The 25052-nt window shown below is 50.1% G+C and carries 24 protein-coding genes and 1 pseudogene; 17 read left to right on the top strand and 8 right to left on the bottom strand.

Annotated elements, in window-relative coordinates; translation table 11 throughout:
• Positions 1-123: 123 nt before the first annotated feature.
• The 4 genes from ACFSUF_RS03325 (at position 124) to ACFSUF_RS03310 (ending at position 3171) form a co-directional block, all read left to right on the top strand.
• Positions 124-807, top strand: a complete 684-nt coding sequence (locus ACFSUF_RS03325; protein WP_377600073.1) for a Type 1 glutamine amidotransferase-like domain-containing protein — start codon at positions 124-126, stop codon at positions 805-807.
• Between the two features lie 202 nt (positions 808-1009).
• Positions 1010-1504, top strand: coding sequence for a GNAT family N-acetyltransferase (locus ACFSUF_RS03320; RefSeq protein WP_377600071.1), 495 nt, complete (start codon positions 1010-1012; stop codon positions 1502-1504).
• A 259-nt stretch (positions 1505-1763) separates the two neighbouring features.
• A complete protein-coding gene (locus ACFSUF_RS03315) occupies positions 1764-2132 on the top strand; it encodes a nuclear transport factor 2 family protein (protein WP_377600069.1) in 369 nt (122 codons plus the stop codon).
• A 337-nt stretch (positions 2133-2469) separates the two neighbouring features.
• A complete protein-coding gene (locus tag ACFSUF_RS03310; protein ID WP_377600067.1) occupies positions 2470-3171 on the top strand; it encodes a pirin family protein in 702 nt (233 codons plus the stop codon).
• Between the two features lie 81 nt (positions 3172-3252).
• Here ACFSUF_RS03310 and ACFSUF_RS03305 read toward each other — a convergent pair whose 3' ends face one another.
• Genes ACFSUF_RS03305 through ACFSUF_RS03295 form a run of 3 tightly spaced genes read right to left on the bottom strand, consistent with a single transcriptional unit; the run spans position 3253 to position 4709 of the window.
• Positions 3253-3984 (bottom strand): DUF4386 domain-containing protein, encoded by a 732-nt coding sequence (locus tag ACFSUF_RS03305; RefSeq protein WP_377600066.1) that lies wholly within the window; start codon positions 3982-3984, stop codon positions 3253-3255.
• A 52-nt stretch (positions 3985-4036) separates the two neighbouring features.
• Positions 4037-4261: a helix-turn-helix transcriptional regulator gene (locus ACFSUF_RS03300; protein WP_377600064.1), complete on the bottom strand. Its 225-nt coding sequence runs from the start codon at positions 4259-4261 to the stop codon at positions 4037-4039.
• A gap of 1 nt (position 4262) precedes the next feature.
• Positions 4263-4709, bottom strand: coding sequence for a hypothetical protein (locus ACFSUF_RS03295; protein ID WP_377600062.1), 447 nt, complete (start codon positions 4707-4709; stop codon positions 4263-4265).
• A 342-nt stretch (positions 4710-5051) separates the two neighbouring features.
• On the opposite strand from ACFSUF_RS03295, the gene ACFSUF_RS03290 reads away from it, so the two are divergent.
• On the top strand, positions 5052-5573 hold the full coding sequence (locus ACFSUF_RS03290; protein WP_377600060.1) for a Crp/Fnr family transcriptional regulator: 522 nt from the start codon (positions 5052-5054) through the stop codon (positions 5571-5573).
• Here the strand turns inward: ACFSUF_RS03290 and hmpA are convergent.
• The 3 genes and pseudogenes from hmpA to ACFSUF_RS03275 form a co-directional block, all read right to left on the bottom strand.
• A pseudogene (hmpA, locus tag ACFSUF_RS03285) lies at positions 5570-6828 on the bottom strand (NO-inducible flavohemoprotein). The gene ACFSUF_RS03290 and the pseudogene hmpA sit on opposite strands and share 4 nt — an antisense overlap.
• A gap of 267 nt (positions 6829-7095) precedes the next feature.
• On the bottom strand, positions 7096-8037 hold the full coding sequence (locus ACFSUF_RS03280) for a hypothetical protein (RefSeq protein WP_377600058.1): 942 nt from the start codon (positions 8035-8037) through the stop codon (positions 7096-7098).
• Between the two features lie 129 nt (positions 8038-8166).
• Positions 8167-8955, bottom strand: coding sequence for a class I SAM-dependent methyltransferase (locus ACFSUF_RS03275; protein ID WP_377600056.1), 789 nt, complete (start codon positions 8953-8955; stop codon positions 8167-8169).
• Between the two features lie 249 nt (positions 8956-9204).
• Here ACFSUF_RS03275 and ACFSUF_RS03270 point away from each other — a divergent pair, with 249 nt between their 5' ends.
• The 7 genes from ACFSUF_RS03270 (at position 9205) to ACFSUF_RS03240 (ending at position 15365) form a co-directional block, all read left to right on the top strand.
• Positions 9205-9708, top strand: coding sequence for a TetR/AcrR family transcriptional regulator (locus ACFSUF_RS03270; RefSeq protein ID WP_377600054.1), 504 nt, complete (start codon positions 9205-9207; stop codon positions 9706-9708).
• A gap of 80 nt (positions 9709-9788) precedes the next feature.
• Positions 9789-10295, top strand: coding sequence for a DUF4188 domain-containing protein (locus tag ACFSUF_RS03265; RefSeq protein ID WP_377600052.1), 507 nt, complete (start codon positions 9789-9791; stop codon positions 10293-10295).
• A gap of 255 nt (positions 10296-10550) precedes the next feature.
• Positions 10551-11591 carry a FecCD family ABC transporter permease gene (locus ACFSUF_RS03260; protein WP_377600050.1) on the top strand — a complete coding sequence of 347 codons (1041 nt, stop codon included), beginning with the start codon at positions 10551-10553 and terminating at the stop codon, positions 11589-11591.
• A 14-nt stretch (positions 11592-11605) separates the two neighbouring features.
• Positions 11606-12610: a FecCD family ABC transporter permease gene (locus ACFSUF_RS03255; protein WP_377600246.1), complete on the top strand. Its 1005-nt coding sequence runs from the start codon at positions 11606-11608 to the stop codon at positions 12608-12610.
• Positions 12611-12625: 15 nt separating this feature from the next.
• A complete protein-coding gene (locus ACFSUF_RS03250) occupies positions 12626-13471 on the top strand; it encodes an ABC transporter ATP-binding protein (protein ID WP_377600048.1) in 846 nt (281 codons plus the stop codon).
• 33 nt (positions 13472-13504) lie between these two features.
• Positions 13505-14470, top strand: a complete 966-nt coding sequence (locus tag ACFSUF_RS03245) for an ABC transporter substrate-binding protein (protein WP_377600045.1) — start codon at positions 13505-13507, stop codon at positions 14468-14470.
• Between the two features lie 79 nt (positions 14471-14549).
• The gene (locus ACFSUF_RS03240; protein ID WP_377600042.1) at positions 14550-15365 is read left to right on the top strand and encodes an MBL fold metallo-hydrolase; all 816 of its coding nucleotides are present in this window, start codon (positions 14550-14552) and stop codon (positions 15363-15365) included.
• 405 nt (positions 15366-15770) lie between these two features.
• Here the strand turns inward: ACFSUF_RS03240 and ACFSUF_RS03235 are convergent, their stop codons facing one another.
• Entirely contained in the window at positions 15771-17168 is a 1398-nt protein-coding gene (locus tag ACFSUF_RS03235) for an amino acid permease (RefSeq protein WP_377600244.1), read from the bottom strand.
• Between the two features lie 398 nt (positions 17169-17566).
• Between ACFSUF_RS03235 and ACFSUF_RS03230 the strand changes: the two genes are divergently transcribed.
• Both ACFSUF_RS03230 and ACFSUF_RS03225 read left to right on the top strand, forming a co-directional pair.
• Positions 17567-18412, top strand: coding sequence for a nucleotidyltransferase domain-containing protein (locus ACFSUF_RS03230; RefSeq protein WP_377600040.1), 846 nt, complete (start codon positions 17567-17569; stop codon positions 18410-18412).
• A 1-nt stretch (position 18413) separates the two neighbouring features.
• Positions 18414-18632: a hypothetical protein gene (locus ACFSUF_RS03225; RefSeq protein ID WP_377600038.1), complete on the top strand. Its 219-nt coding sequence runs from the start codon at positions 18414-18416 to the stop codon at positions 18630-18632.
• A gap of 261 nt (positions 18633-18893) precedes the next feature.
• Here ACFSUF_RS03225 and ACFSUF_RS03220 read toward each other — a convergent pair whose 3' ends face one another.
• Positions 18894-20402 (bottom strand): sigma-54 interaction domain-containing protein, encoded by a 1509-nt coding sequence (locus ACFSUF_RS03220; protein WP_377600036.1) that lies wholly within the window; start codon positions 20400-20402, stop codon positions 18894-18896.
• A 371-nt stretch (positions 20403-20773) separates the two neighbouring features.
• Here ACFSUF_RS03220 and ACFSUF_RS03215 point away from each other — a divergent pair, with 371 nt between their 5' ends.
• The 3 genes from ACFSUF_RS03215 to pruA are packed head-to-tail and all read left to right on the top strand — an operon-like array spanning position 20774 to position 25005.
• Complete coding sequence (locus tag ACFSUF_RS03215; RefSeq protein WP_377600034.1) at positions 20774-21994, top strand: ornithine--oxo-acid transaminase; 1221 nt, start codon at positions 20774-20776, stop codon at positions 21992-21994.
• 36 nt (positions 21995-22030) lie between these two features.
• Positions 22031-23374 (top strand): Glu/Leu/Phe/Val family dehydrogenase, encoded by a 1344-nt coding sequence (locus tag ACFSUF_RS03210; RefSeq protein WP_377600032.1) that lies wholly within the window; start codon positions 22031-22033, stop codon positions 23372-23374.
• Positions 23375-23433: 59 nt separating this feature from the next.
• Positions 23434-25005, top strand: a complete 1572-nt coding sequence (gene pruA, locus ACFSUF_RS03205) for an L-glutamate gamma-semialdehyde dehydrogenase (RefSeq protein ID WP_377600030.1) — start codon at positions 23434-23436, stop codon at positions 25003-25005.
• Positions 25006-25052 lie beyond the last annotated feature (47 nt).

The following is a 25052-nucleotide window of genomic DNA, read 5'->3' as shown; positions in this document are numbered from 1 at the left end:
AAAATAACCAGGGAGCAGATTGCCGCGGCAGCTGCTCCCTGTATTCATTGAAGTAACGGGCAGGATTATTCAATCATTTTATCGAACAACTAACGCACACAACGACAAGGAAGGAGTGAAGTTATGAAATTATTGCTCACATCTGCAGGCATTAATAACAAAAGCATACACGACGCGCTAGTTGACATGCTGGGCAAGCCGATCGCCGAGTCGAACGCCCTGTGCATCCCCACCGCGATGTACGGACACCCCTGGGTCGGCCCCGGCGTCAAAGCCTGGCAGTTCATCAGCGGGAATTCCGAGAATCCCATGGTCAAGAATCCCATGGTCGACCTGGGCTGGAAGTCCGTCGGCGTGCTGGAGCTCACAGCGCTGCCAAGCATTAACAAAGACCGCTGGGTGCCGCTGGTCCGGGAGACGGACGTCCTGCTGGTGGCGGGCGGGGACGCCCTCTACCTGTGCCACTGGATGCGGCAGTCCGGACTGGCAGACCCCTTGCCGTCGCTGCAGGCAGTTTATGTGGGAATGAGCGCCGGGAGTATGGTGATGGCACCTAACATTGGGGAATTCTTCGTTGGCTGGACTCCACCCACCGGTGGTGATGAAACGCTGAGTCTGGTTGATTTTGCAATTTTTCCGCATCTGGACCACGAGATGCTGCCTGGAAACACCATGGCTGCTGCAGAGAGGTGGGCCGCTGGGATGCAAGGGCCGACGTATGCGATTGATGATCAGACCGCCATCAAAGTAACCGACGGAGCAGTCGAAGTTGTTTCCGAAGGGAATTGGAAACATTTTTCACCCTGATATACTCCGCTGTGGAGTTAACTGGGAACGATATTTTGGGGTTGCCGCAAGGACAGCCCCTCTTGTAAGTTCATTGAACTAACTGGCAGGAGAGCGCAAAAACTTTGGTATTGCAGATGAAAGTGTTCCGCGTTCGTTATTTGTTATTGCTCGAAACCAGGACGGACATATTCTTTTATAAATACACATGAAGGAGTTTAAAATGATCACGGTTTATACTGATAGATATAAAGAAGAAGTCATTAAACTAATATTGCATGTACAGAATGTTGAATATGGTGTAGGGATTAGTGTCAAAGAACAACCAGATATACTAGATATTCAATCAAATTATATTAAGGATGGGGGTAACTTTTGGGTAGCGTTAAACGATAACGGTGAGGTTGTAGGCTCTATCGGTTTGCAAAAGAAAACTAACGAAGTTGCCGTACTAAAGAAATTTTTTGTTTACAAAGATTACCGTGGTAAAGAGCTTGGGATAGGAAGAGGACTTTACGAAGCTTTGCTTGATTTTGCGCAAAAGCATGGGTTTTCTAAAGTGATATTAGATACTCCATCCAAGGCCACTAGATCACACAACTTTTACAAAAAGGTTGGATTTAAGGAGATTGCTAAAGAGGATTTGCCAATACAATATGATTACCCTGATAGGGATTCACTTATTTTTAAATTAGACTTATCTGACAAAAAAATTTGAATTGACGGGATACGTTTCAATACAGATGATATTGAGAAAAAGATAAATACTATTTAGTAAGGGCATTCCCAAGTGTAATGACTAATTGAAGTGCAAGCTAAACGCAGTAAAAAAAGAAATCCGCTATTTATATCTGTGCGTCCCGTACAAAAACCTAATTGTAACTTTCAGGTGACTATATCACAAAAAAGTGCGTTCTTCCTTTTGAACAGGTTTCTTACCATAATAGGGTTTGTAGCAAGAAATAGGAGGATGCAGTATGACAAACGTAACAGAGCTTGTGATAAAGCATATGAACATTTGGAGTGAGACCGATCCGTCTAAAAGAAAAAGGATGATCGATGAGGTTTATGCCAAAGATTGCGTTGTATTCGATCCCTTTTTTCCGGAACCTTTTACAGGCCATGAAGGCTTGGTCAGGTTAATTGAGGATGTACAAGGGAAATTCCCCGGCAAGATCTTTACGGCAGTTCCCGGTTCAATGAATGAGCACCATAATCAGGTGAGGATGGCTTGGAATCTTGGTCCAAGTATGCAACCTTCAGCCGTCACTGGCCAAGATTTCTTGCTTTTGGAGAATGGCTATATTAAATCGTGTACCGTTTACCTGGACTTGCCTGAAGAGTGAACTATACCTAGAATGTCAGGTTGCAGTGCACTAACTTCCAACGATGAATGATACAGGCCTCCTTAAATTTATCCCTTTACTGTTTTTAATATAGCTGATAATGCCTAATCAAATAATTGACAGATTACGTTAACGCACCTTACAAACACAACGTAAACGTAGCATGGTTCGGTCAATCCGGGGCTGAACCGTGTTTTTTTTTTACCCTCGTCTGGATTCACTTGGTAATTTTGTCAATGCGAGCGGTCTCTATTTCAACCGAATGAAGGGTGGATCCATGCCGCCGCTAACCTTACATGTCATTGTCTAAAAATACGTTAGTACAGGAGGACTTTTGATGATTAAAATATTTCCAGCATCATCTCGGTATCACGGCAACCTCGGTTGGTTGAATAGTTACATGAGCTTTTCTTTTGCCCATTACCATGATCCGGAGACACCTAGTTTCGGACCATTAAGGGTGTTGAATGACGATTTTGTGGAACCCGGTAAAGGGTTTGGCATGCATCCTCACAAAAATATGGAGATTGTCTCCATCGTTTTGGATGGGCATCTGCAGCATACCGACAGTACAGGGCATTCGGCTATTTCTACATTTGGTGGAGTACAGCGAATGACGGCGGGAACAGGAATTGTTCATTCTGAAATGAATCAAGGCGACAACGTGGTTAATTTCCTGCAATTGTGGTTTGATCCCGAACAACAAAATCTAGAGCCTTCCTACCAAGTCACTCAATATGATCCCGAACAGATGAAGAATGCTCTTCTGCCCGTCGTAGCAAAAGCCTCAACGGACTCGAAAGTTTGCTCCATCCGTCAGGATATAACTATCTACTTATCGGACCTCGAAGCGGACCGATCAATAAGCTATGACTCATTAAATAATCGCCGTACGTTCCTGTTCGTCATTGAAGGAGCATTAGTGATGAATGACCTTCATCATCTCGAGACAAGAGACAGCGCAAGAATAACCGATGTGTCGTCTCTTCAATTTAAGGCATTGAAGGACACTCGATTTATGCTTATTGATTTACCCTGAACACAGTAAAGGCTGCTGACCCCATTGATCAGCAGCCTTTATTCAACGAACGGGCAGATTGTTAAGGATCATCCAGCTTATTTAGGCACGTACTGATATCTCCGACGCTTTCTTATTTGCAGACATGGAAGCTAGTGCAGAGTCATTGAATCCTTTAGAGATGAGCCATACCGCAAGAATCATTTCATTGGCTGCTACTGGCAGCGCCAAAATAGCACCCAAAGCAGAAACTTGTTGAATTACACCGAACATGACTAACAAGGCGTATATAAAAACGAGAGCTGCCCCCGTCATACCTAAAATGGATATAAACCTGGGCACGAGTTTTGATTTAAAAAATATATAACTGTACATCATCGTGTTGATGCCAAGCATGAATAGGGGACCAAGCATAAATGTCCAGTCATGGATTGCTTTTAATACAGTGCCTGAAACTTGAAATGAGGCGGGATCCGCGGCTCCTGCTGCTACAAATTCCCGGCTTAACGTCACCAGGGACAGTACGCTGATGATGCCGACAGTAATGATAATTGCTTCAAGAAACCGGAAGCAAAGATGCCAAAGCGCTATCGTTTCATTGTACTTTCTTAGTAACGGAAACATGGTAGTTGCAGTACCCACCGCTGAAACAACAAGCAGTAACTCCATAAGCGCTCCCAGTATCACCTGGTTGGCATGTTTAGAACCTTGAATCAGGTAATCGGGATCATTCAGGATAGGTTTGTAGAAAATAAAAGCTGCTATCATCGACGTAACCGCTGCAAGTATAAACAGTACTCCCACTATGTTTGCGGATGTTTTGGATGAACTCATTTTGTTATCCCCTTACATTCATATTTAGTAAAAGTTACGATTTTCCTGGTTCTTACTCCTGTGTGTGTTCCCCGTAAAAGAATACCTCTTCCAGTGGTAGGTTGAAGGCGTGAGCAATGCGAAAAGCCAGCTCTAGAGAAGGGGAGTAATTACCCTTTTCCAGGGCCACAATCGTTTGTCTGGTTACACCCACCTTGTCAGCCAACTGCTGCTGTGTCATTTCATCATGGTTGAATCGTAATTTTCTTATGTGATTGCTGACAAGATTTTTGCCCATATTAGACTCCTTTCCGATAGTGATAAAGTTTCGTAACGGAGCCGGTCAAATCGGAGAGAAATCCGGAGGCGATCAGGATCATGAACATCGCCTGCGACGGCCGATCGATGACCAGCGATCCCATGGCAAGAAGAAAGCCGATGATAAACACGAAAAAAGAAATTCGGTTCGCTTTCAATTCAATGAGTTTATCCAGCTCATCTGCAAATTTCGGTTCCTTTTCTTTGGTCGTTATTCGAAAGATGATGTTAAAAATAATGCTGATCACGATATGCGCGACGATTGAAATCAACATCAGTACGAGGACGAAGGAACCCCAAAAGCGAAAGGTTTCCGCCGATTCCAGCCTCCCTTCGGGGAACTGCGGATACATGTACAAACAATAAAATCCGAAAATGAGTATGGTGCTGATCAACGATACGATGCTCTTCTTTTCTTGATAGGTCATGATATGCTCCCCCCTGTAATGTATTCCATACATGAAGTAAAGTATTCTATACATGATGTTACCAAATTTAAACACAATGTCAAGTTTATTTTACATATTAATGGCTGATGTGATTGAATTTCAAATGATAGGTCAGTTCATTACTAAAACAGCAGCAGTCCAGGACTTAGTTTTCACGTCCATGGCTGCTGCTGTTTCGTTTTTTGGGGTCAGTCTACTACTTATTTTTCGTTGCAAGTTTTTAGTTTAAATGCTGAGACTGATATAATCTAATAAGCCATTAAAAAAAGCGAAGGGCTGGAACGTACCGGCCTTCGCCTTTACTAATTTTGGAGGCTGCTCATGATATTACACAAAGGTGAGACCTTGTTTCGGCAGGGAGAATCAGGACCGCTGTATCATCTCAGAAGCGGTTTATTAAAAATCGTTCGGGTCCATGAAGACGGATCGCAGATCTTGGTTAACATTATAGTGCCCGATGAAATTATACCTCATCATTCTTTAATCAGTCCCAATCCGTATTACGGGACGGCCGTTGCTCTTGTTACCTGCGAGATCGATATCCTGCCGCAAGAAGTATGGTATGGCGAGCTGGAGCGATATCCGGACCGTTGCCGGTCTGTTGCTTTACAGCTGCAGGACAAATTACGGATGATGCAGCAGCGGATCGACCAGCTAACCGAGGTTTCGCCTGCCGAGAAGCTGCGAAAGCTTCAAGCCTGGTTCCATTCCTATATCGCACCCGCCACCATGACGGATGTGCTTACCCAGGATGAAATCGGCCAATTCATCGGGCTTCGCCGTGAGACGATTAATCGTCTGCTGCGCAGTCAATCGGGTACAAAGAAGCAACCCGGTTCTTAGCGCTGCGAGGCGGTTTCCTGGGGCTGAGCGCCTTCGGGGTCTTCCAAATTGCCGGATGACCCAAAAAACTCATAATGCAGGTCAGCGTCAGCAACACCCCACTCCTTCAAAAAGCTGTTCACGGTTTTCATAAACGGCACTGGTCCGCAGAAGTAGAAGCTAGCGTCTTTTGACGGAATCACGGCCTGGAGCCAAGGCAAGTCGATATGGCCCTCTTTATGATATTCGTTCCTCTTACTATCCTTTTCTGTCGGCTCCCCATAGCACCAGTAGACTGACGCTTGCGGTGAGCGGTCAGCAATCTCCGTTACTTCTTGTCTTAGGGCATGAACGTTCCCATTCCGAGCAGCATGAATGAAGGTGACAGGGCGGGCGGGATTCGTAGCGGTCAAGGTTTTGAACATGCTGACTAGCGGCGTTAACCCAACCCCTCCGCTGATGAAGACAACCGGTCGAGTGTCCTGTTGGTCCAAAGTAAAGTGGCCGGCAGGCGCAGACAGCCAGAGTACATGCCCTTGCTCAATGTTCTCATGTAAGTAAGTCGAGACTTTACCGGCAGGCTTGCCCTGAACTGCATCCTCTCTTTTGACAGAGATTCTGTAATAAGATTTACCTGCAGCATCGGATAAGCTGTATTGACGTATATGCGTATAAGCTTCTCCCGGTATTTCCATCTTCACACTGACATACTGCCCCGGTTCAAAAGAAGAAATCGCTCCACCGTCCTGGGGCGTCAGATAGAAGGACGTAATAACATCGCTCTCTTTGACTTTACTCTCCACTCGAAATGCTCTAAATCCTGCCCAACCGCCATTTTGTTGCTCGGATTGTTGATACATCTCCGCCTCGACCCCAATAAACACATTGGCTATCACGCCATAGGCCTCCGCCCAAGCTCCCAAGATTTCCTCCGTAGCCGCGTCACCGAGAACATCCTTGATCGCAGCAAGAAGATTTTGTCCGACAATGGGATAATGCTCCGGTCGAACACCCAGGCTCCGGTGTTTGTGCCCGATCTGTTTCACTACCGGTAAAATCGACTCCAACTGATCAATATACTTAGCCGCCGCATATACCGCATTGGCTAGCGCAGTCTGCTGCCTTCCTTGGCTCTGATTCGCATGATTAAAAATATTCAGCAGCTCCGGTGACCGGTAAACAGCAATTGGTAGAACCTTGTGGTTATATCCGTGCCGTACTGTTCTAACACAGGAACTGTGGATTTAATGATTCGTATCGTTTCGTTACTAAGCATGATCATTCTCCTCACTTTTATATCTTTAGGATGACCTAAGTATATTAAGTAGGAGACCTTATCTAGTGTGATTATAATCACACTAGATGGCAACGATCTGTGAACAAGACGCCGCCTTATCCGGCTGTGGCGGATCGGCCAACGAAAATAAAGGCAGGGGCAATGCCGAAGAACATGAATCGTTGTTATTAAATAGGGGTCAGGCTATGTGTCGTTTCACGACACAAAAGCCTGACCCCTTAATTACTCTGCTATTTATCTTATAAATTAGACATTGGCCTTACGGAATTTATCGACCTCTGGTGTAAGCTTGTAACCGTTGTCCTTCGCGACTTCCATGAACTGCTGAAGCAGCTTCAAGTAGCCGCTTGTTTTGCCTTTGTTCGCTTGGAGAATGAGCTCATAGCCCTTGATGGCGTTCGGTTGCATCTTCTTCGTATCGTAGTGGAACAGAGGCGTGTTGTTCAACCCATAGAACGTCATCGCTTTATAGTTTTTAAACAAGCTCTTCACTTGCGAAGCACGGTTCGATCCTGGATACGATGCGATGAAACGCTCCTGTGCCAACGCACGGTTAGCCAGCTCTTGATAGCCGATCGCAATTGCGCCGTCCTTGGCTGCGGCTTTCTCCGTCTCAACCGTCATGATGTCGATGTAAGCTTTAATGTCGGCGGCCACGTATTTACCGTACTTCTGGAACGCGGCGTAACGGATCACCGGGTAATATAACCCCTCAGATGTCTCCAAACGGTAATTCATTTCGGATAGGTTCTTCAGCGCCGAGCGCAGGTTCCAGTCTTTCACCTTGTATAATACGGACATGAACGTATCTCCGGGTTTATAGACACTGTCAATCTCGGCTTGCCATTTAGGATCGCTGAGGACGTTGATTGCGCCGGAGTGCACTTTCACAAGTTCATTTTCCAAGTGAAGCACCATTAATGTTGCCTGCTGCCTGGACACTTTGGCGATATTGGCGTTGAGATATTTGATGGCTTCCACCTGACGGCCTTTTTTCAGCAAGCTTTCGAACTGGTTGTAGACTTGATTGGATGCCGTGGAGCTGCCAACTGCTGAGGGTTGGGCGGAAGACGCTGGTACGGCCGCGTTTGCCGCCGGTCCCGCGTGCAAAGCGAGCGCCAGCGCTGCTAGAGCGGATAAAGTTACTTTTTTCATAGGGAAAGAAGAAAAAGAAGTTTCGTATTTCATAATGGTTTCCTCCGATAATTGTATTGAGTTCCTACTTGTACTTTACCCGCACATCGTTTCGCTAATATGTCGCGTTGTTTCCAAATTGTAAATTTTCGGTGTATCTGCATAAACAAGTGAGTCACAAAGCTAAGGAAATAATGGGGATAATTCAGTATCAGTTCTATCAGCGATAAGTGTATAAAACTCCGGGAAGCGCTGATCTACGGGGCTTGGTATTTCTTCAAATATCCGTATAAATAAACCTGCTGTCCCAACTGAAGTTATAATGTCGCCGACTGTCCAACTTCGCACTAACACTTTCCCCAATTCAGGGCGTTCTTCTTCAGGCAGCAGTTTAGCAAAAGCCACTTCTCCTTCCCTAACGTTATCGTCAAAATAATTCCCGATTGGTTGTTTTAGATTATAGGTGTTCATCCATGCACGTGCGAAAGGATGAAAGTCAGTCAAGATAAGCCGGCCCTGTTTCCCTAGTCTGCGACGAACCACAGAAAAGATAGAGTTGAGGTCCGTAAAATAATGCAAAATGCCAAATTCCATCAACACAATGTCAAATTCACCTAATGTATCTTCATTCGGGATATGCAAAACGTCAGAACAGATATAGTTAAGTTCAACCCCAGCGGCCGCGGCAGTCTGTATTGCATACAACCGATTTTCTTCAGATATGTCCACTACAGTAACATGAGCGCCAAGCAATGCTAGAGAAATTGCCTTTCTACCGTGCGATCCAAGAAGGTTGATCACTCGTTTGCCTTTTGGATCACCGATGTACTTTAACCAATATCGAAGATGTTGCTTATGTTCCAGCTTCAAGTGGCTTGCAAGTTCATCAGGCGTTCCATAATGATGAACCCAAGCATCATACGCTTTGGTTTCCCAAGCCGCCTTATTTGCACTTGCCAGTTCTTCTTGCATACAAATACCTCCCAGGCATAATTTCCCATCAATGGATGTAATATATTACCACCTGCTTTTAAAATGTCAATCTTTTTCAGACCTCGTGATCAGCGCATGTACTAGAACGTGATTTTTTGTAAAAAAGACCTGGCAACGCATGTGAAAATGTACTTCAATATGTAATTTTATTCAAAGGAAATTGTTGACATTTAACTAAATTTAATGTATTTATTAATTAATAAATAAAATTCAGGAGGGCATCAAAAATTGGCTAAAGAAGACCGCAAACAGCAAATCGTCGAAGCGGCCATAACCGTCTTCGCCAAGCAGGGATATTACAAGACGACTACCGCGCATATTGCACAAGCAGTGGGGGTTACGCAACCTTATGTGTTTCATTTTTTCAAAACGAAGGAAGATCTGTTCACCGAAGTGTTGCAGCAGTCCGTCCAGCGAATTGCAGCCATATTCGAGGAAGTTGAGGCGCCGGCGGAGCAGCTGATCATCGAGATGGGGACAGCATTCAATGGTCTTTTGGAAACACACAGGGACCAAACGCTTTTATGGATGCAGGCGTTCACAACAGCTGAGCCGGTCATTCGTCAAAAGGTCAAGGAAGGATTTGCGCATATTCATCAGGTTGTGAAGGGGAAATTCGAGCGAGCTCAGATTCTCCAGCCCGGCTTTCAGGCATCTAGCTTTATTGGCCTTGGGATGGTCGCTGTAATGTCTGAGGTACTGGAGTTACCCGAGCTTTCACCTTACTGTTAGAAGAAACAACAAACAATTCGCCAATTTTTTTTGGAGTTATATTTATTTATTAATAAATAATTATAAAGGGATGATGTTCAATGGCGAAAGTAATACCGGGAAGATACACAGCACGTATAGAGGGGGATTTCGTCGTCTTTTTGATCGGCATGCGCGTTAATCGGCTCTGGGCCGTACACAAGTGGATACCGGTATTTCAGGCAATGGGACCGATGCTGCGGGAACTTTACACCAATCGCAAGCTTGGCTTCCGTGGCACGGAGTTCATGCTGGGCTGGCGCAGTGTCCATCTGCTCCAATATTGGGATTCATATGAGCAGTTGGAGGCGTATGCGCGGGGTGGGCAGCATCTTACCGCCTGGCGGAAATTCAATCGCAGTGTAGGTACGGATGGAACGGTCGGAATTTATCATGAAACCTATAAGGTCCGTGCCGGCGATTATGAGTGCGTATACGGGAATATGCCGGTGTTCGGGCTTTCGAAGGTGTCGGAACATGTACCGGCTGTCGGTAAAATGGAGACGTCGCGCCGCCGCATGGGAGGAGAGAGCGAACCTGCCGTACCAACACCGGTAAATCCTCAATGATCTGCGCAGCTTATTGCGCTAACGGATAAGGATAATTGAATAAAACAGCGGAAGTCCAGGACTGTAATTTCTTGTCCGTGACTGCCGCTGTTTTTTAGTTGAGCCTGCTAAACCTTACTTTTCTAATAACACAGCAGTATTTCGTTAACCAAGGATGTGTTAGGCGTCATTTTTTGTAAAAAAAACACTTGGCAACTCAAGTGAAAATGGTTATCATGTAGTTGATAATGATTCTCAATTTCGTTGGAGGTTTCGGTGAAAGGACTAGATTCAGTTTTACATAGCCATCGGCAGGGTTCAAGGCGGACCCAAGCCATTACGGTGGGTGCAGTTGGCCTGATCGGTTTGGTGATTGCAATAGTCTTCTCCATATCCGCAGGTGCGAAAGAGATTCCGCTCCAGTTGGTATGGGATGCGATCTTCCATTACAATCCCTCGGAGACGGATCAGCAAATCATTCATCAGCTGCGGCTGCCAAGGGCGATTGCTGCCGTGCTGGTCGGGGCGGGTCTGGCCCTGTCCGGAGCGATGATGCAGGGGATGACCCGCAATCCGCTGGCGGATCCTTCGATATTAGGCGTGACTCAAGGGTCTTCCTTGGCCATAGCTGTCGCATTTGCCCTTGTACCGGGAGTCAGCGGTCTCCCGCTGCTATTATGGTCTTTTGGCGGAGCGGGACTCGGCATCGGCCTCGTTCTGTTAATTAGCTCGCTTGCGAAAGCCGGTCTGACGCCGGTAAAGCTTGCTCTTGCCGGAACGGCCATAGGCATGCTGCTTAGCTCCTTGGCAACGGTCTTGTCCATCCGGTTTCAAGTAGCCAAAGATATCGCTTTCTGGTATGCAGGCGGACTTGCAGGTACGACTTGGGAGCAGCTGACCTTCGTCATTCCTGCTGCAATAAGCGGCATTCTCATTTGCCTGTTCATCGCTCGTTCCGTAACGATTCTCAGTTTCGGCGATGAGATGGCGGTCGGGCTTGGTTCGCGCACTTTGTGGATCAAGCTGGCAGGGATGGCTGCAGTTCTGCTGATGACTGGAGGGGCGGTTTCCATTGCGGGAACCATCGGATTTTTGGGTCTGATTGTACCGCATATGACGAGGGCGCTGGTAGGATCGGATTATAAGTATATCCTTCCATGTTCGGCTATCCTGGGTGCATTGCTTCTGGTATTGGCCGATCTTGGAGCCAGAATGATCAATCCGCCGTATGAAACGCCGGTAAGCGTCGTTACAGCCTTGATCGGCATCCCGTTCTTCCTCTATTTGGCGAGGCGGGAAGGGAGGGCTTTTCAATGAATACAGCGAACGTGATGCTCAAAAAGCCCAGTGTGCTCTTTGTTTTATTACTTGCGATTATCGGCGTCATTTTCTTATCTTTAAGCATTGGCACGATCCGTGTAACACCGTTAGAAGTCCTTAAATCGCTCGCGGGCATGGGGTCGGAGCAAAGCCGGCTGATCCTGTTTGACTTCCGGCTTCCGCGCATCGTACTGGCCATGTTGATAGGGGCGGCGCTGGCATTATCCGGTGCCGTATTGCAGGCTGTCTCGGGAAACGACATTGCCGATCCAGGGATTCTGGGCATTAACGCCGGGGCCGGCTTCGGAGTTGTGTTGTTTCTATGGGCAGTACAAGGCAATTCCTATAATGAGCTGGGTTCGTTGTCTGTGCTGTCCATGCCGATCTCGGCGATAGCGGGCGCGATGGCGGCTTCCGTCCTTGTATACAGGCTCGCATGGAAAGGCGGCATTACCTCTACAAGGCTGCTGCTGGTCGGCGTTGCCGTTCACGCCGCTTTCAGTTCGGCGCTCATCATCGTCCAGCTCAAGATGGATGACGGAGATTTCATGCGGGCAACCATCTGGTTATCCGGCAGCATCTGGGGTTCAAACTGGACTTATGTGTGGGCCATCCTCCCATGGATCGTGCTGTTAATCCCTTATGTGGTATATAAAGCGAGGATGTTGGATGTCCTTTCTTTAGGGGACGGACTCGCAACCGGTTTGGGGGTACCCGTCGAACGTCAGCGCAGAAGGCTGCTGCTGGCTTCCGTTGCCCTGGCCGGGGCGGGCGTTGCCGCCGGAGGGGGTATCGCCTTCATCGGCCTCGCGGCTCCGCATCTGGCGAAGCGACTGGTCGGACCCAAGCACGCTTTACTGATCCCTGCCTCCGCGCTAATGGGGGCGCTGCTCCTGCTGCTGGCGGATACAATCGGCAAAAACATTTTGCCGCCTTCTGAAATACCCGTGGGACTCGTCATTTCCATTATTGGAGCCCCGTATTTTATTTACTTATTGCTAAGATCCAAGTCCTAATAAGGAGGCATACAGATGAGTCAGTTAACAGCCGAGAAGCTCAAGGTAGCTTATGGCAGCCGGGAAATTGTAAAAGGTCTCGACCTGTCCATTCCCAAGGGGCAGATCACGGCTATCGTGGGACCGAACGGCTGCGGGAAGTCCACTTTGCTAAAGACCATGGCCCGTATCCTTCAGCCTGCAGGCGGACAGGTTATACTGGACGGGGAACTCATCCAGAAGATGCCTACGGCGGAAGTGGCCCGGAAATTAGCTATCCTGCCGCAGACGCCTGAAGCGCCAAGCGGCCTGACAGTGGAAGAACTGGTAGCCTACGGCCGGTATCCCCATCAAAGAGGCATAAGGCGCATGACGCAGGAGGACAAGAACATTGTCGACTGGGCGCTGAATGTAACGGGAATGGCTGAATTTCGTGAACGTCCGATCGAGGCGCTCTCCGGGGGCCAGAGACAGCGGGTGTGGATTGCCTTGGCGCTGGCACAGGATACGGAACTGCTTTTGCTGGACGAACCGACCACGTATCTGGACTTGACCCATCAGCTTGAGGTGCTGCTGCTGCTCCAGAAATTGAACCGGGAGCAAGGTCGAACGATTGTTATGGTACTGCACGATCTGAACCATGCTGCACGGTTCGCTCATTATATGGTGGCACTGCGCGATGGACGTATGGTTTCCGAAGGGAGACCTGAGGAAGTCATGACAGAAAACACGCTGAAACAAGTGTTCCAAATTGATGCGCACATCCATACCGATCCGCGCACAGGTAAGCCGGTATGTGTAACTTACGATTTGCTGCCCGGCCATCCTATGGCGGAGGCGGTTCCTGAGAACGGGACATTGCAGAAACTGCTTATTGTATAAGCACTATGAAATTAAAGAGAAGAGGTCTAGTACATGTCTACTTTAAAAAAGAATTCGTTTATCGTTTTGATGCTATTACTAAGCTTGGTTGTTACCGCTTGCGGAAGCGGAAGCAAGGAAACGGCGGAGGCCGAGAATACGGCGAACGCTGCAGAGGAAACGGAAACCAAAGCTTCCGGCTATCCCAAAGAAGTAAAACACCTGAAAGGCACCACCCTCATCCCGGCCAAGCCGGAGAAAATCGTTACAAGTTTTGTTGGGGCTGACTTTTTGTTCGAACTCAACAAAGCACCTTACGGGGTATCCGGGTTAGAGGTGTTGGGAGGGTTCAAGGTTTTTGAGGACGAACTAAAAAAATATAAAATAGAAGACATGGGCAACCCGCTGAACTATGAAAAAGTGCTTGCCGCAAAGCCGGATTTGATTATCGCTTTTGACTGGGATCAGGTAGACTACGACAAACTCAGCAAAATTGCCCCTACAGTCATCGTTGACGGCTCCAGCGAGGAGTTGAATCCGGACGGGTTTATCCACACGTTTACGCAAATTGCCGATATGATTGGAGAAAATGAAGCCAAAGACGCCTTCGTGAAGCGGTATGAGGAGCGCAAGGCGGAAGCGAAGAAGAATGTCGAAGCAGCAGGCTTAACAGGCAAAACGGCATTGTTCATGATGGCCGGCGAAAAAATCAATTACGTATACAGCGGCTCTTCCACCAAAATCTATCTGGATGCAGGCCTGAAAGCAGCGCCGGGCACCGATAAAGACGGCCAAATCGACCTTGAAGGATTAAGTAAAGTGAATCCGGATGTGATCTTTTTGGCGGAGGACTACTCCAACCGTACGGGAGCTGTAGAGAAAATCCAGCAAAGCGATATCTGGAAAAACCTCAAGGCTGTGAAAGAGAACCACGTATACATTTGGGACACGGCAGCTTTGGGACCGATGGCTCAAGGGAAGTATTATGGAATTGAGTACCTTGGTAAAGAAGTGAAATAAATGAACAACCCCGTGAAGATTCGCTTCGCGGGGTTTTCCTATGTATAATCGTCTGAAGAAAGTAAGAAGGAGCGCACATATGAAAAAGTTCTCATACGACCAAACCACGGTGTTTCAAAGCGCCATGTTTCAAACGACCTCAACGGTAGTGGAGCTGGAGGATTTGATCCTGGTCGTGGATCCGAACAGTCTGCCGGAGGAAATCTCGGAAATTCGCGCCCATGTGGATGCCGTAAAAGGAGCGAAACCTGTTTATGTTTTGTTCACGCACGGAGATTATGACCATATTATCGGGTATAATGCTTTTTCTGACGCTTTGACGATCGGGAGTGCGGAGATGCGGGATCATCCGAAAAAAGACTTCAAGGTTGGGCTGATCCGTGAATTTGATGCAGCTTACTATATTACCCGCGAGTATGAGGTCGAGTTTCCGCATTTGGATTATGTGATTGAGCAGGATGGTGAACAGCTGACGATCGGTTCTACGGTGTTGACGTTCTATAAGGCTCCGGGGCATACCCGGGACAGCTTGTTCACAATCGTCGGTTCCCTGGGGCTGCTGCTAGCCGGTGATTATTTGTCGGATTTTGAGCTGCCTTTTATGAATGACAGTTCCAAAGCTTATGAGGAAACCATGCGCAAGGCGGAGCGCATCCTGGACGAGCATGGAATCCGGCTGCTGGTTCCCGGACACGGCGTACCGACGGAAGACCGGGGAGAAATGGCGAAACGGATTGCGATGGCGGACAGCTACTTACAGCGTCTGAAGGAAGCGGTTTTACGGGAAGACGACGCGTCCCTGAAGGAAATGGAAAGGGAGTTCCGGTTCTACTCGCCGATGACGGTGGAAAGCCATGAGGAGAATATCAAGATCATGCGCAGGGAGTATCAATGAACAAGAAAGCCCAGGATCCGGGGGATCCTGGGTTTTCTGCGTCGACCGCTCTCCATGTTGTATTTCATACAACAATTAAGGGGCAATTACTATGCAGAAGGACACATTGTTGCACTTTGTACAACATTATACGCTAAAAGTGGCCATGCGAGGGTGAAAATGTTGTGCTCGCTGCAGTATTTTGAGTTTTCAGGCTGTTGTGACGAGGATTATGTTGTAAAAAATGCAGGATTTCCGAATCAAAGCTGGCCTGCCTGCTTGTTGTGAGATGAGGACATATAAGTCCAAATTGTATGCCTGTTTTGTTGTGAGACGGGTCATTTTAGTTTATATAGTGTGCCTTTTTGTTGCGAGTCGGGTCTTTTTAGTCCATATCTGCGCCTGTTGTTCTGAGATGCAGGTTCGTTATGCAAGTTCAGGATTGCTGCTTTTGTCCAGCTTGTGCTCAGGCGTATTACGCTTGTCCTGTCTCGGTTTCACCGCCAAGTAGTAGTAAAGGTAACACAGGATGGCAAAAGGTACCCCGCAGTACAGCGCAATCCGCTGCTCCGAATCGAATGCCAGGCTGACGAGTACTGAAATGTTCAGGATCAGGCCAAGCAGCGGCAGGTACGGATAAAGCGGCGCACGGTAGGCTAAGTCTTCAAGTTTGCCGCCGTTTTTACTGTAATGGCGCCGGAACGCGAGCTGCGAAGCCGTGATAGCGATCCAGCCTACTTGGGCGCCCAGGCCGGCCAGCGAGATGAGCCAGACGAAGACGGTATCGGCTGCGAATACACTGCACAGAAGAGATAAAAAAGCGATTCCCATGGTCAGCAGCAGCGAGTTGATCGGTACGCCTCGGCGGTTGACTTGTCCCATTTTTGGATTCAGGCTGTTTTCCCGGGACAGGGACCACAGCATCCGTGTTGCTGCGTATAGGCCGGAATTCGCTACGGACAGAAGGGCTGTCAGGATAACGAAGTTCATGATGTCGGCCGCATATGGGATTCCGATGGCATCGAATACCATAACGAAGGGACTTTCCACCACGCCTGCCTGCTCCCATGGAATCAAAGCCGCCAGAACGAAGATGGCCAAACAGAAAAAGATGAAAGTACGCCACACGGCCATGCGGATCGTTCTAGGGATCGTTTTTTCCGGATCTTCACTTTCTCCTGCGGCAATCCCGATGAGCTCGGTTCCCTGGAAGGAGAAGTTTACCGTAATCATGGTCAGGATCAAGCCTGTCCAGCCGTTCGGCAGCCAGCTGTGTTCATTGGTGAAAGCCGAGAATAACGGTGCGGATTCGCCCGAATTCATCGGAATGAAACCGAACATGGCGCCTGCACCTAGAATAATGAACAGCAGTATTGCGCTCACCTTGATGCCGGAAAACCAGAATTCGGTTTCCCCGAAGGAGCGGGCGGACAGTGCATTGAGCAGGAAGAGCAGCACCCCGAACACAAGGCACCACACCCAGACGCCGACATCCGGAAACCACCGCTGCATCAGCTGTCCTGAAGCCAGCAGTTCCAGTGCAACGGTAACCGCCCAGCCCAGCCAGTAAATCCAGCCCACCGTAAACCCGGTACCCCGGCCGATGAAACGGCTCGTATACGTTTGGAAGGAACCTGACACTGGCATGTGGACGGATAATTCGCCTAGACAAGCCATGGTCAGGTACATAATAAATCCGCCGACTAGGTAGGAGAGGATCGCTCCGATCGGGCCAGCCTGCTGGATCGTGTACCCGGAACCGAGGAAAAATCCCGTCCCGATGACGCCTCCCAGCGAGATCATGAACATATGCCTGCTTTTCATCGTGCGCTTCAGTTCGCCGTTGGCCGGCAAGGGCTTCGCTGGTGCGGAGCCGGAATGGTTTTGCCGTAATTGTTCGTTCATAGTGTCACTCCCCTGGTGTGATTGCGCACCCATGTGTTGGATGCGTTTTCATGAATTTTGCTGTAAAAGGAGTATTAAGCAATTTTTATGCCAATGTAACGTGTGAGGAGAGATTTATGGTTTTGCAGGAAGGAGAAAGTTGTTTACAGGATGTGGAAAGAGGGATAGAGTATTTTTAACCACACAGGAAAATATAAGTTTTCGGAACCGAAAACAGGCTTTCTTATTGGCAAATAAACCTACATTTGAACGTGGTCGCTCCTCTTCAAAAGACTTCGATCGAGGTTTATCTCACATAGGGACAGGGGGAGTAAGGTATGGCGGAGTTGGCGGATTGGAAGGAACGGGACTTGGGACTGCCGCGGGAGCGGGAAGGGCTTTTGCAAAAGGTGATGGAGGACTTGCTTCAGGACCCGAATGTGCTTGGAGTGTTTCTGGGAGGCTCGCTGGCTAAAGATAATCCGGACTTGTACTCGGATATTGACTTGCGTGTTGTCGTTGCACCTGAACAGCTGGATCGTTATATTCGTGCCAAGAAACAGCGTCCGTCCGCTTGGGGGAACGTGCTATTTTATGAGGATATCTCTCCGGGAGCGCCGTTTACCATTGCCCATTTTGACTGTTTCCTCAAGGTCGATGTGTTCTACTATAAACCTGATGATATCCAACCTTCGCTTTGGCTGCAGCATATGAAGATCATGAAGGACTGGGACGGTGTGCTTGAGCGGGTGTATGAGGCTTCGGGGCGGCTCCAATATGCTCCCTCCTTGGAAGAGGTTGAAGTTTGGCGGGGGAAGGTATTGGCTTATATCGGGGAAGTATACCGCAGAGTGAGGAGAAAAGAGTGGTTTTACGCGCTGACTCAAATCAATTCCTTGTGCTGGTTCATCGTGAACGGTTGGAATATGGAGGCGGACCGGATGTCAGGCGGCGGTTGGGACTGGTCCAAACTTCAGGGCAGCCGTTCACCTTTGGAAAGTTGGCAGCTGGAGCTGCTGGAACAGTGGTTCGCGCCCTCCACGGCGGAGGAGATGATCGGTGTGCTGAACGGAATTACACCGGAGTTTCTGCGTTTGAATCAAGTCTTGAGCGCAAGGGTTGGTCTGGCGGAGGAGCGGGAGATGTGTGAGCAAGTGATTGGGAGTGTATTGGGAGGGAAGTAGATTGAGGATAGTTACATACTTTGTGAAGCTCTGTGTGATGATCGTTGTCTTTGCTGTTCTGTTTGTGTTGGGGAGAGATCTGATATTCGGCTCATGGATACAGTTAACTGATCAATTGCATCAAAATTTGCTGGAAATGGCCTATACTTTCGTGATCCTAATCGTGTCACTTATTACGGGCCATATTACGGTGGATCGGGTGGGAACGATTTCGTCTTAGCACCAAGCAGCAGACGAGCGTAACTACTAGAGTAACGAAAGTTGTATTTCGTGCAACATTTTGATGAGTTTTTAGGGTGTAAAGAGGCGAATGTTGTATAATGTGCAACATTTCTGCTTTGTAAATCGGTTTGGGAGGTCAAAATGTTGCAGCCAATACAACAATTTAGGGAAAAGTGTATGAAATCGGGCAAAAATGTTGTAGAAAGTACAACATCTTTGCCCTTTTGTTGTTTTGTGGCTGTAAGGGGGACGGTTGAGGCTACGAGTTCAGCTTTTTAAGGCGATATTGCAGGCTTTGTCTGCTGATACCGAGGTCTTTGGCTGCCCGGGAGATATTGCCCCCATGGCGGGCGACGGCCTGACGGACGTAAGCTTGTTCGAACTCTTCGAGCTTATCCTTCAAAGGTGCAAAGGTGTCGGTTAGTTCATGCCTATCGCTTACTGCATCCTGGGTATGGAGTTCTGTTGAAACGGTTGCGGACAACTGCCCGCTATTTTCGTTGATTGGCTGCATATGTTCTGGGTGCGTCGCATCCGCGGCTGCTTCAACAGGATTCGCCGCGGCCCGCACCACGCGGCTCGCGTGATACACCGGCATGTGCTCCATGCCGATGAGGGTCTCGTCGTCCATGAGGTTCATAGCCCCCTCGATGACGTGCTGCAGTTCCCGCACGTTGCCGGGCCAGTCATGCCCGGCGAGGAACTGCTCAGCCTCGGCGGTGACGCCGCTCACGTGCATGCCGAATAGAGCGTTATACCGCTCTATGAAATGTCGCACCAGCGGCATCACATCCTCCCGCCGCTCCCGCAGGGGAGGGAGGATCAGGACAACTACGCCGAGGCGGTAGTACAAATCCTTGCGGAGCCGGTTCTCCGTGACCGCATGGATCGGGTCTTCGTTGAGCGCGGCGATGACGCGCACGTCGACCGGGCGGTCCTTGGTGTCGCCGACGCGGCGGACGCTGCGCTCCTGCAGGACGCGCAGCAGCTTCGCCTGCAGCGGCAGCCCGAGCGAGTTGATCTCGTCGAGGAAGAGCGTACCGCCTTCCGCCTGTTCGAACAACCCGGGCCGCTCCACCGCACCGGTGAACGCGCCCTTCGCCGTGCCGAACAGCAGGCTCTCGATTAGCGTGTCCGGCAGCGCCGCACAGTTCTGCGAGATGAACGGCCGCTCCGCCCGGGAGCTCGCATTATGGATGCTCTGCACGAACAGCTCTTTGCCGGTGCCGGTTTCCCCGGCGACCAGCACGGAGGACGGCGTCCGCGCCGCACGTTCCCCGTGTCGGATCACCTCGCGAATCGCATTGCTGCGGCCGATGATGCTGCTGAACGTGTACCGCAGCCCGCCTTCCTGCTGATGCTCCATCAGATTCCCGCGTACCAGGCGCTCCAGCTTCGTTACGTCGTTCGCAATTTCCACCGCGCCGATCAGCTTCCCGTCATCGTAGATGGGGTGGGTGTGGTTGAGGGTGGTGATTTTTTTCCCTTTATCGTTGTAATAAGTCTGCCTTACGTTGTGCACCGGCTTGCCCGTCTTCAGCGCCCGCAGCAGCGTGCTTTCCTGTCCTCCTGAGAACTGAAACACTTCCTCCAGCGGTTTCCACAACACACGCTCCCGGCTCATCGACTCGAGTTCCGTCATTTTCAAATTATATATGAGCGTACGCCCGTGTTCGTCTACGACATGCACGCCCTCGTTAATGTTATCCGTGACCTGCCTGTACAGCGCCAGCATTTTCTCCAGATGCGAAGTGTCCTCCATGCTCATTGAACAAAACCTGCCTTTCCAACCTGTCACTAAACTCGAAAAACTACCCACTATCGCGCTTGGGTGACCATGGAGAGTAAAAACTACCCACCACCGGGCCGGAGTGACCATGGAGAGTAAAAACTACCCACCACGCCGCAGACCGGCACTCCTGACAAACGTGCCTTCCTACTCCCATTGTACCATCGCCGCCGCCTTCCGCCAAAATATTTTGCATACTGCCAAATTACATGGCATCCATGCCAAAATATTTTGCACATAATCCGCTTTCCTCTTATGAACTGTCGCGCGCACATGTTGGCATCCTTTTTGCTTATACATAATACAGTATCGTTTTGCGCTTCAACCCGATTTTTACGAGGAGGTTTCCCATGACACAAACTAACCATATTATCGAACAAACCGAGAAATTCGGCGCACATAATTACCATCCATTGCCAATCGTGATCTCACAGGCCGAGGGCGTGTGGGTGCAGGACCCGGAAGGGAACCGTTACATGGATATGCTCAGCGCCTATTCCGCGTTGAACCAGGGGCATCGGCATCCGCGCATCATTCAGGCTCTGAAAGACCAGGCGGATAAAGTCACCTTGACGTCCCGCGCGTTTCATAACGATCAGTTGGGTGCTTTTTACGAGAAATTGGCGGCCCTTACCGGCAAAAGCATGATCCTTCCGATGAACACTGGTGCCGAAGCGGTCGAAACAGCAGTGAAGGCGGTCAGAAGATGGGCCTATCAAGTCAAAAAAGTACCGGCAAACCAAGCCGAAATCATCGTTTGCGAAGGCAACTTCCACGGACGGACGATCACCGTCACCTCCTTCTCCTCCTCCGAGGAGTACAAAGAAGGGTTCGGTCCGTTCACGCCGGGCTTCCGCATCATTCCTTACGGCGACATCGACGCGCTGAAGGCGGCCATCACGCCTAATACAGCCGGCTTCCTGGTAGAGCCGATTCAAGGGGAAGCGGGCATCATCATTCCGCGCGACGGCTTCCTGAAAGAAGCAAAGGCGCTGTGCGAAGAGAACCATATCCTGTTCGTAGCGGACGAGATCCAAACCGGCTTCGGACGTACAGGCCGCATGTTTGCTACCGATTGGGAAGAGATCGAAGCGGACGTTTACATTATGGGGAAAGCGCTGGGTGGCGGTGTATTCCCGATCTCCGCGGTAGCTGCTAATGAAGAAGTCCTCGGTGTGTTCAACCCGGGCTCGCACGGCTCCACGTTCGGCGGAAACCCGCTCGGCTGCGCCGTGGCAATCGCTGCTCTGGATGTGCTGAATGACGAGCAGCTGGTGCAGCGTTCCCTGGAACTGGGCGAATACTTCATCACCAAGCTGCGCGAGATCGACAATCCGGCTATCACGGACATCCGCGGACGCGGCTTGTTCATCGGCGTAGAGCTGTCTTCGGCGGCTCGCCCGTATTGCGAAAAGCTGAAAGAGCTGGGCTTGCTGTGTAAAGAGACGCATGAAACTACGATTCGTTTTGCGCCGCCGCTGGTCATTAGCCGCGAAGAGCTGGACTGGGCTATTGAGCGCATCAAGCAAGTGCTGAGCGTGTCCGGGCAGCAATCCGCAGCATCCGTTTAACCCTTTTATTCCATCATCCGACCGGAGGAATCCCATATGTCTACACCAATTGTGGCAACCGAATCCGCCGCACAACCTGCATCGGCATCTGCAGCTCCATCCGCGGACCTGCCTCTAGCGCAAGGCGTTGTGCCTGCGGCCGAAAACCTGAGCGTGTTCGAACGTACGCAGGAAGTCATCCGCATAGCGCTGGACGTGATGCATTATGACGAATCCTTTTACGAGCTGCTGAAAGAGCCGATTCGCCTGCTGACTGTCCGCATTCCGGTGCGGATGGACAACGGCAAAGTGAAAGTGTTCGTAGGCTACCGCGCCCAGCACAACGACGCCGTCGGCCCGACCAAAGGCGGCATCCGGTTCCACCCGGACGTCACCGAGGAAGAGGTCAAGGCGCTGTCGATGTGGATGAGCATCAAATGCGGCATCACGAACCTGCCGTACGGCGGCGGCAAAGGCGGGATCCAATGCGATCCGCGCACGATGTCCCTGGGCGAGCTGGAGCGCCTCAGCCGCGGCTACGTCCGCGCGGTGAGCCAAATCGTCGGGCCGACCAAAGACATTCCGGCCCCGGACGTGTTCACCAACGCGCAGATTATGGCTTGGATGATGGACGAATACAGCCGGATCCGCGAGTTCGACGCCCCGGGCTTCATTACCGGGAAGCCGATTGTACTGGGTGGTTCCGTAGGCAGAGAGACGTCGACGGCCAAAGGTGTTACGATAGTGATGAGGGAAGCGGCTGCGGCCATGGGCATGCAAATTCCCGGTTCCCGCGTCATCATCCAAGGCTTCGGCAATGCGGGCAGCTTCCTGGCGAAGTTCCTGTACGATGCAGGCGCCAAAGTAGTAGGCATCTCGGATGCTGTTGGCGCGCTCTACAATCCGGACGGGCTGAACATCGATGAGCTGATGGATAAGCGGGACTCTTTTGGTACCGTGACGAATATTTTTCCGAACCGGATTTCGAATCAGGAGCTTCTCATTAAAGACTGCGATATCCTCGTGCCGGCCGCGATTGAGAACCAGATTACCGAGAAAAATGCCCACGACATCAAAGCGCGCATCCTCGTGGAGGCGGCAAACGGGCCGACGACGACCAAAGCGACCGAGATTCTTTCGGACCGCGGCGTGCTGATCGTACCGGATGTGCTGGCTAGTGCGGGCGGCGTGGTGGTTTCCTATTTTGAATGGGTACAGAATAATCAGGGCTACTATTGGAGCGAGCAGGAAGTGAATGAGCGTCTGGACCGCATTTTGACGGACTCTTTCCACAACGTCTACGACACGGCTCAGTCCAAAAAAGTCCACATGCGCCTGGCCGCCTACATCGTCGGTTTACGCAAAATGGCCGAAGCCTCGCGCTTCCGCGGCTGGGTGTAAGTACAGGCGAAGCCTATCCCACATACAATGGATCAACAGATCATAAAGGAGAGAAGAACATGACTACTCAAACGAAAAACATTGCCCCATACGCGATTGAACCTTTTACAGATTTCAGCCTGCCGGAGAACAAGAAAGCGATGGAGGACGCTCTGGCCAAAGTAAAAACATTGCTGGGACGCGACATTCCCCTTCACATTGGTTCCGATAAAATCACAACCGAAGACCGCATCGTGTCCATCAACCCTGGCAACGTGGACGAAGTCATCGGCAGCGTGAGCAAAGCGAGCCAGGAGCTGGCGGAAAAAGCAATGCAAACCGCATTGACGGCTTTTGAATCGTGGAAAAAGGTATCCCCGGCGGAACGCGCAGAGTATCTGTTCAAAGCTGCGGACCTGATGCGTCAGCGCAAGCATGAATTCTCCGCTATGATGATCTACGAGGCCGGCAAAAACTGGCCGGAAGCCGACGCTGACACCGCGGAAGCGATCGACTTCATGGAATATTATGCGCGCGAAATGATCCGTCTTAGCGAAACGAACGAGCACCGTCCGTTGACCAAAGTGCCGGGCGAAGACAATAAATTAAGCTACATCCCGCTGGGTGTAGGCGTGGTAATACCTCCGTGGAACTTCCCGCTGGCGATCTGTGTGGGGATGACCACCGCTGCGGTAGTATCCGGTAATACCGTACTGCTGAAGCCGGCATCCGTTACGCCGGTCATCGCGCACATGTTCGTGGAATTGATGGAAGAAGTGGGCTTGCCTGCCGGCGTGATCAACTTCATCCCGGGCAGCGGGGCGGAAGTGGGCGACTACCTGACTACACATCCGAAGACTCGTTTCATCTCCTTCACAGGCTCCAAGGAAGTAGGCTTGCGCATCAACCGTTTAGCCGCCGAAACAGCTCCGGGCCAAATTTGGATCAAGCGTCTGGTAGCGGAAATGGGCGGTAAAGACGGTATCGTTGTAGACGAAACCGCTGATCTTGAAGCTGCAGCAACGGCCATCGTAGCTTCCGCGTTCGGGTTCCAAGGGCAGAAGTGTTCCGCCGGTTCCCGCGCGTTCGTGGTAGAGTCGGTGTATGATCAAGTGGTGACGCTTGTGGAAGAGAAGACGAAGAAACTCGTTGTTGGTCCGCAAGAGCAGAACTTCGCGATCGGACCGGTTTCCGACAAAAACGCCTACGCCAAAATTCTTGAATACATCGAGATCGGTAAAGGCGAAGGCCGCCTGATCGCAGGCGGAGGCAAAGCAGAGGGCAACGGCTACTACATCCAACCTACAGTCTTTGCTGACGTAGACGGCAGAGCCCGCATCATGCAGGAAGAAATTTTCGGGCCGGTTCTGGCGATCGGTAAAGCGAAGGATTACAAGCATGCAATCGAGCTGTTCAACGACACCGAGTACGGCCTGACAGGAGCTTTCTTCTCCCGCGACGAAGACCGCATCTCTTACGCGTTGGAAGAAATCCACGTCGGCAACCTGTACATCAACCGTAAATGCACCGGCGCCCTTGTCGGCGCGCACCCATTCGGCGGCTTCAACATGTCCGGCACCGACTCCAAAGCCGGCGGCCACGACTACCTGCTGCTGTTCACGCAAGCGAAAATGACATCTCGTAAGCTGTAAGTAAATCGGAAGTATACAAAACTAACCTCCGCTATCCTTTGGGATAG

The organism is Paenibacillus gansuensis (assembly GCF_042684925.1).
Taxonomy (GTDB): Bacteria; Bacillota; Bacilli; order Paenibacillales; family DY6; genus Paenibacillus_N; species Paenibacillus_N gansuensis.
Note: the sequence above shows the minus strand (reverse complement) of the source record. Positions and strands in the feature narration are given on the sequence as shown.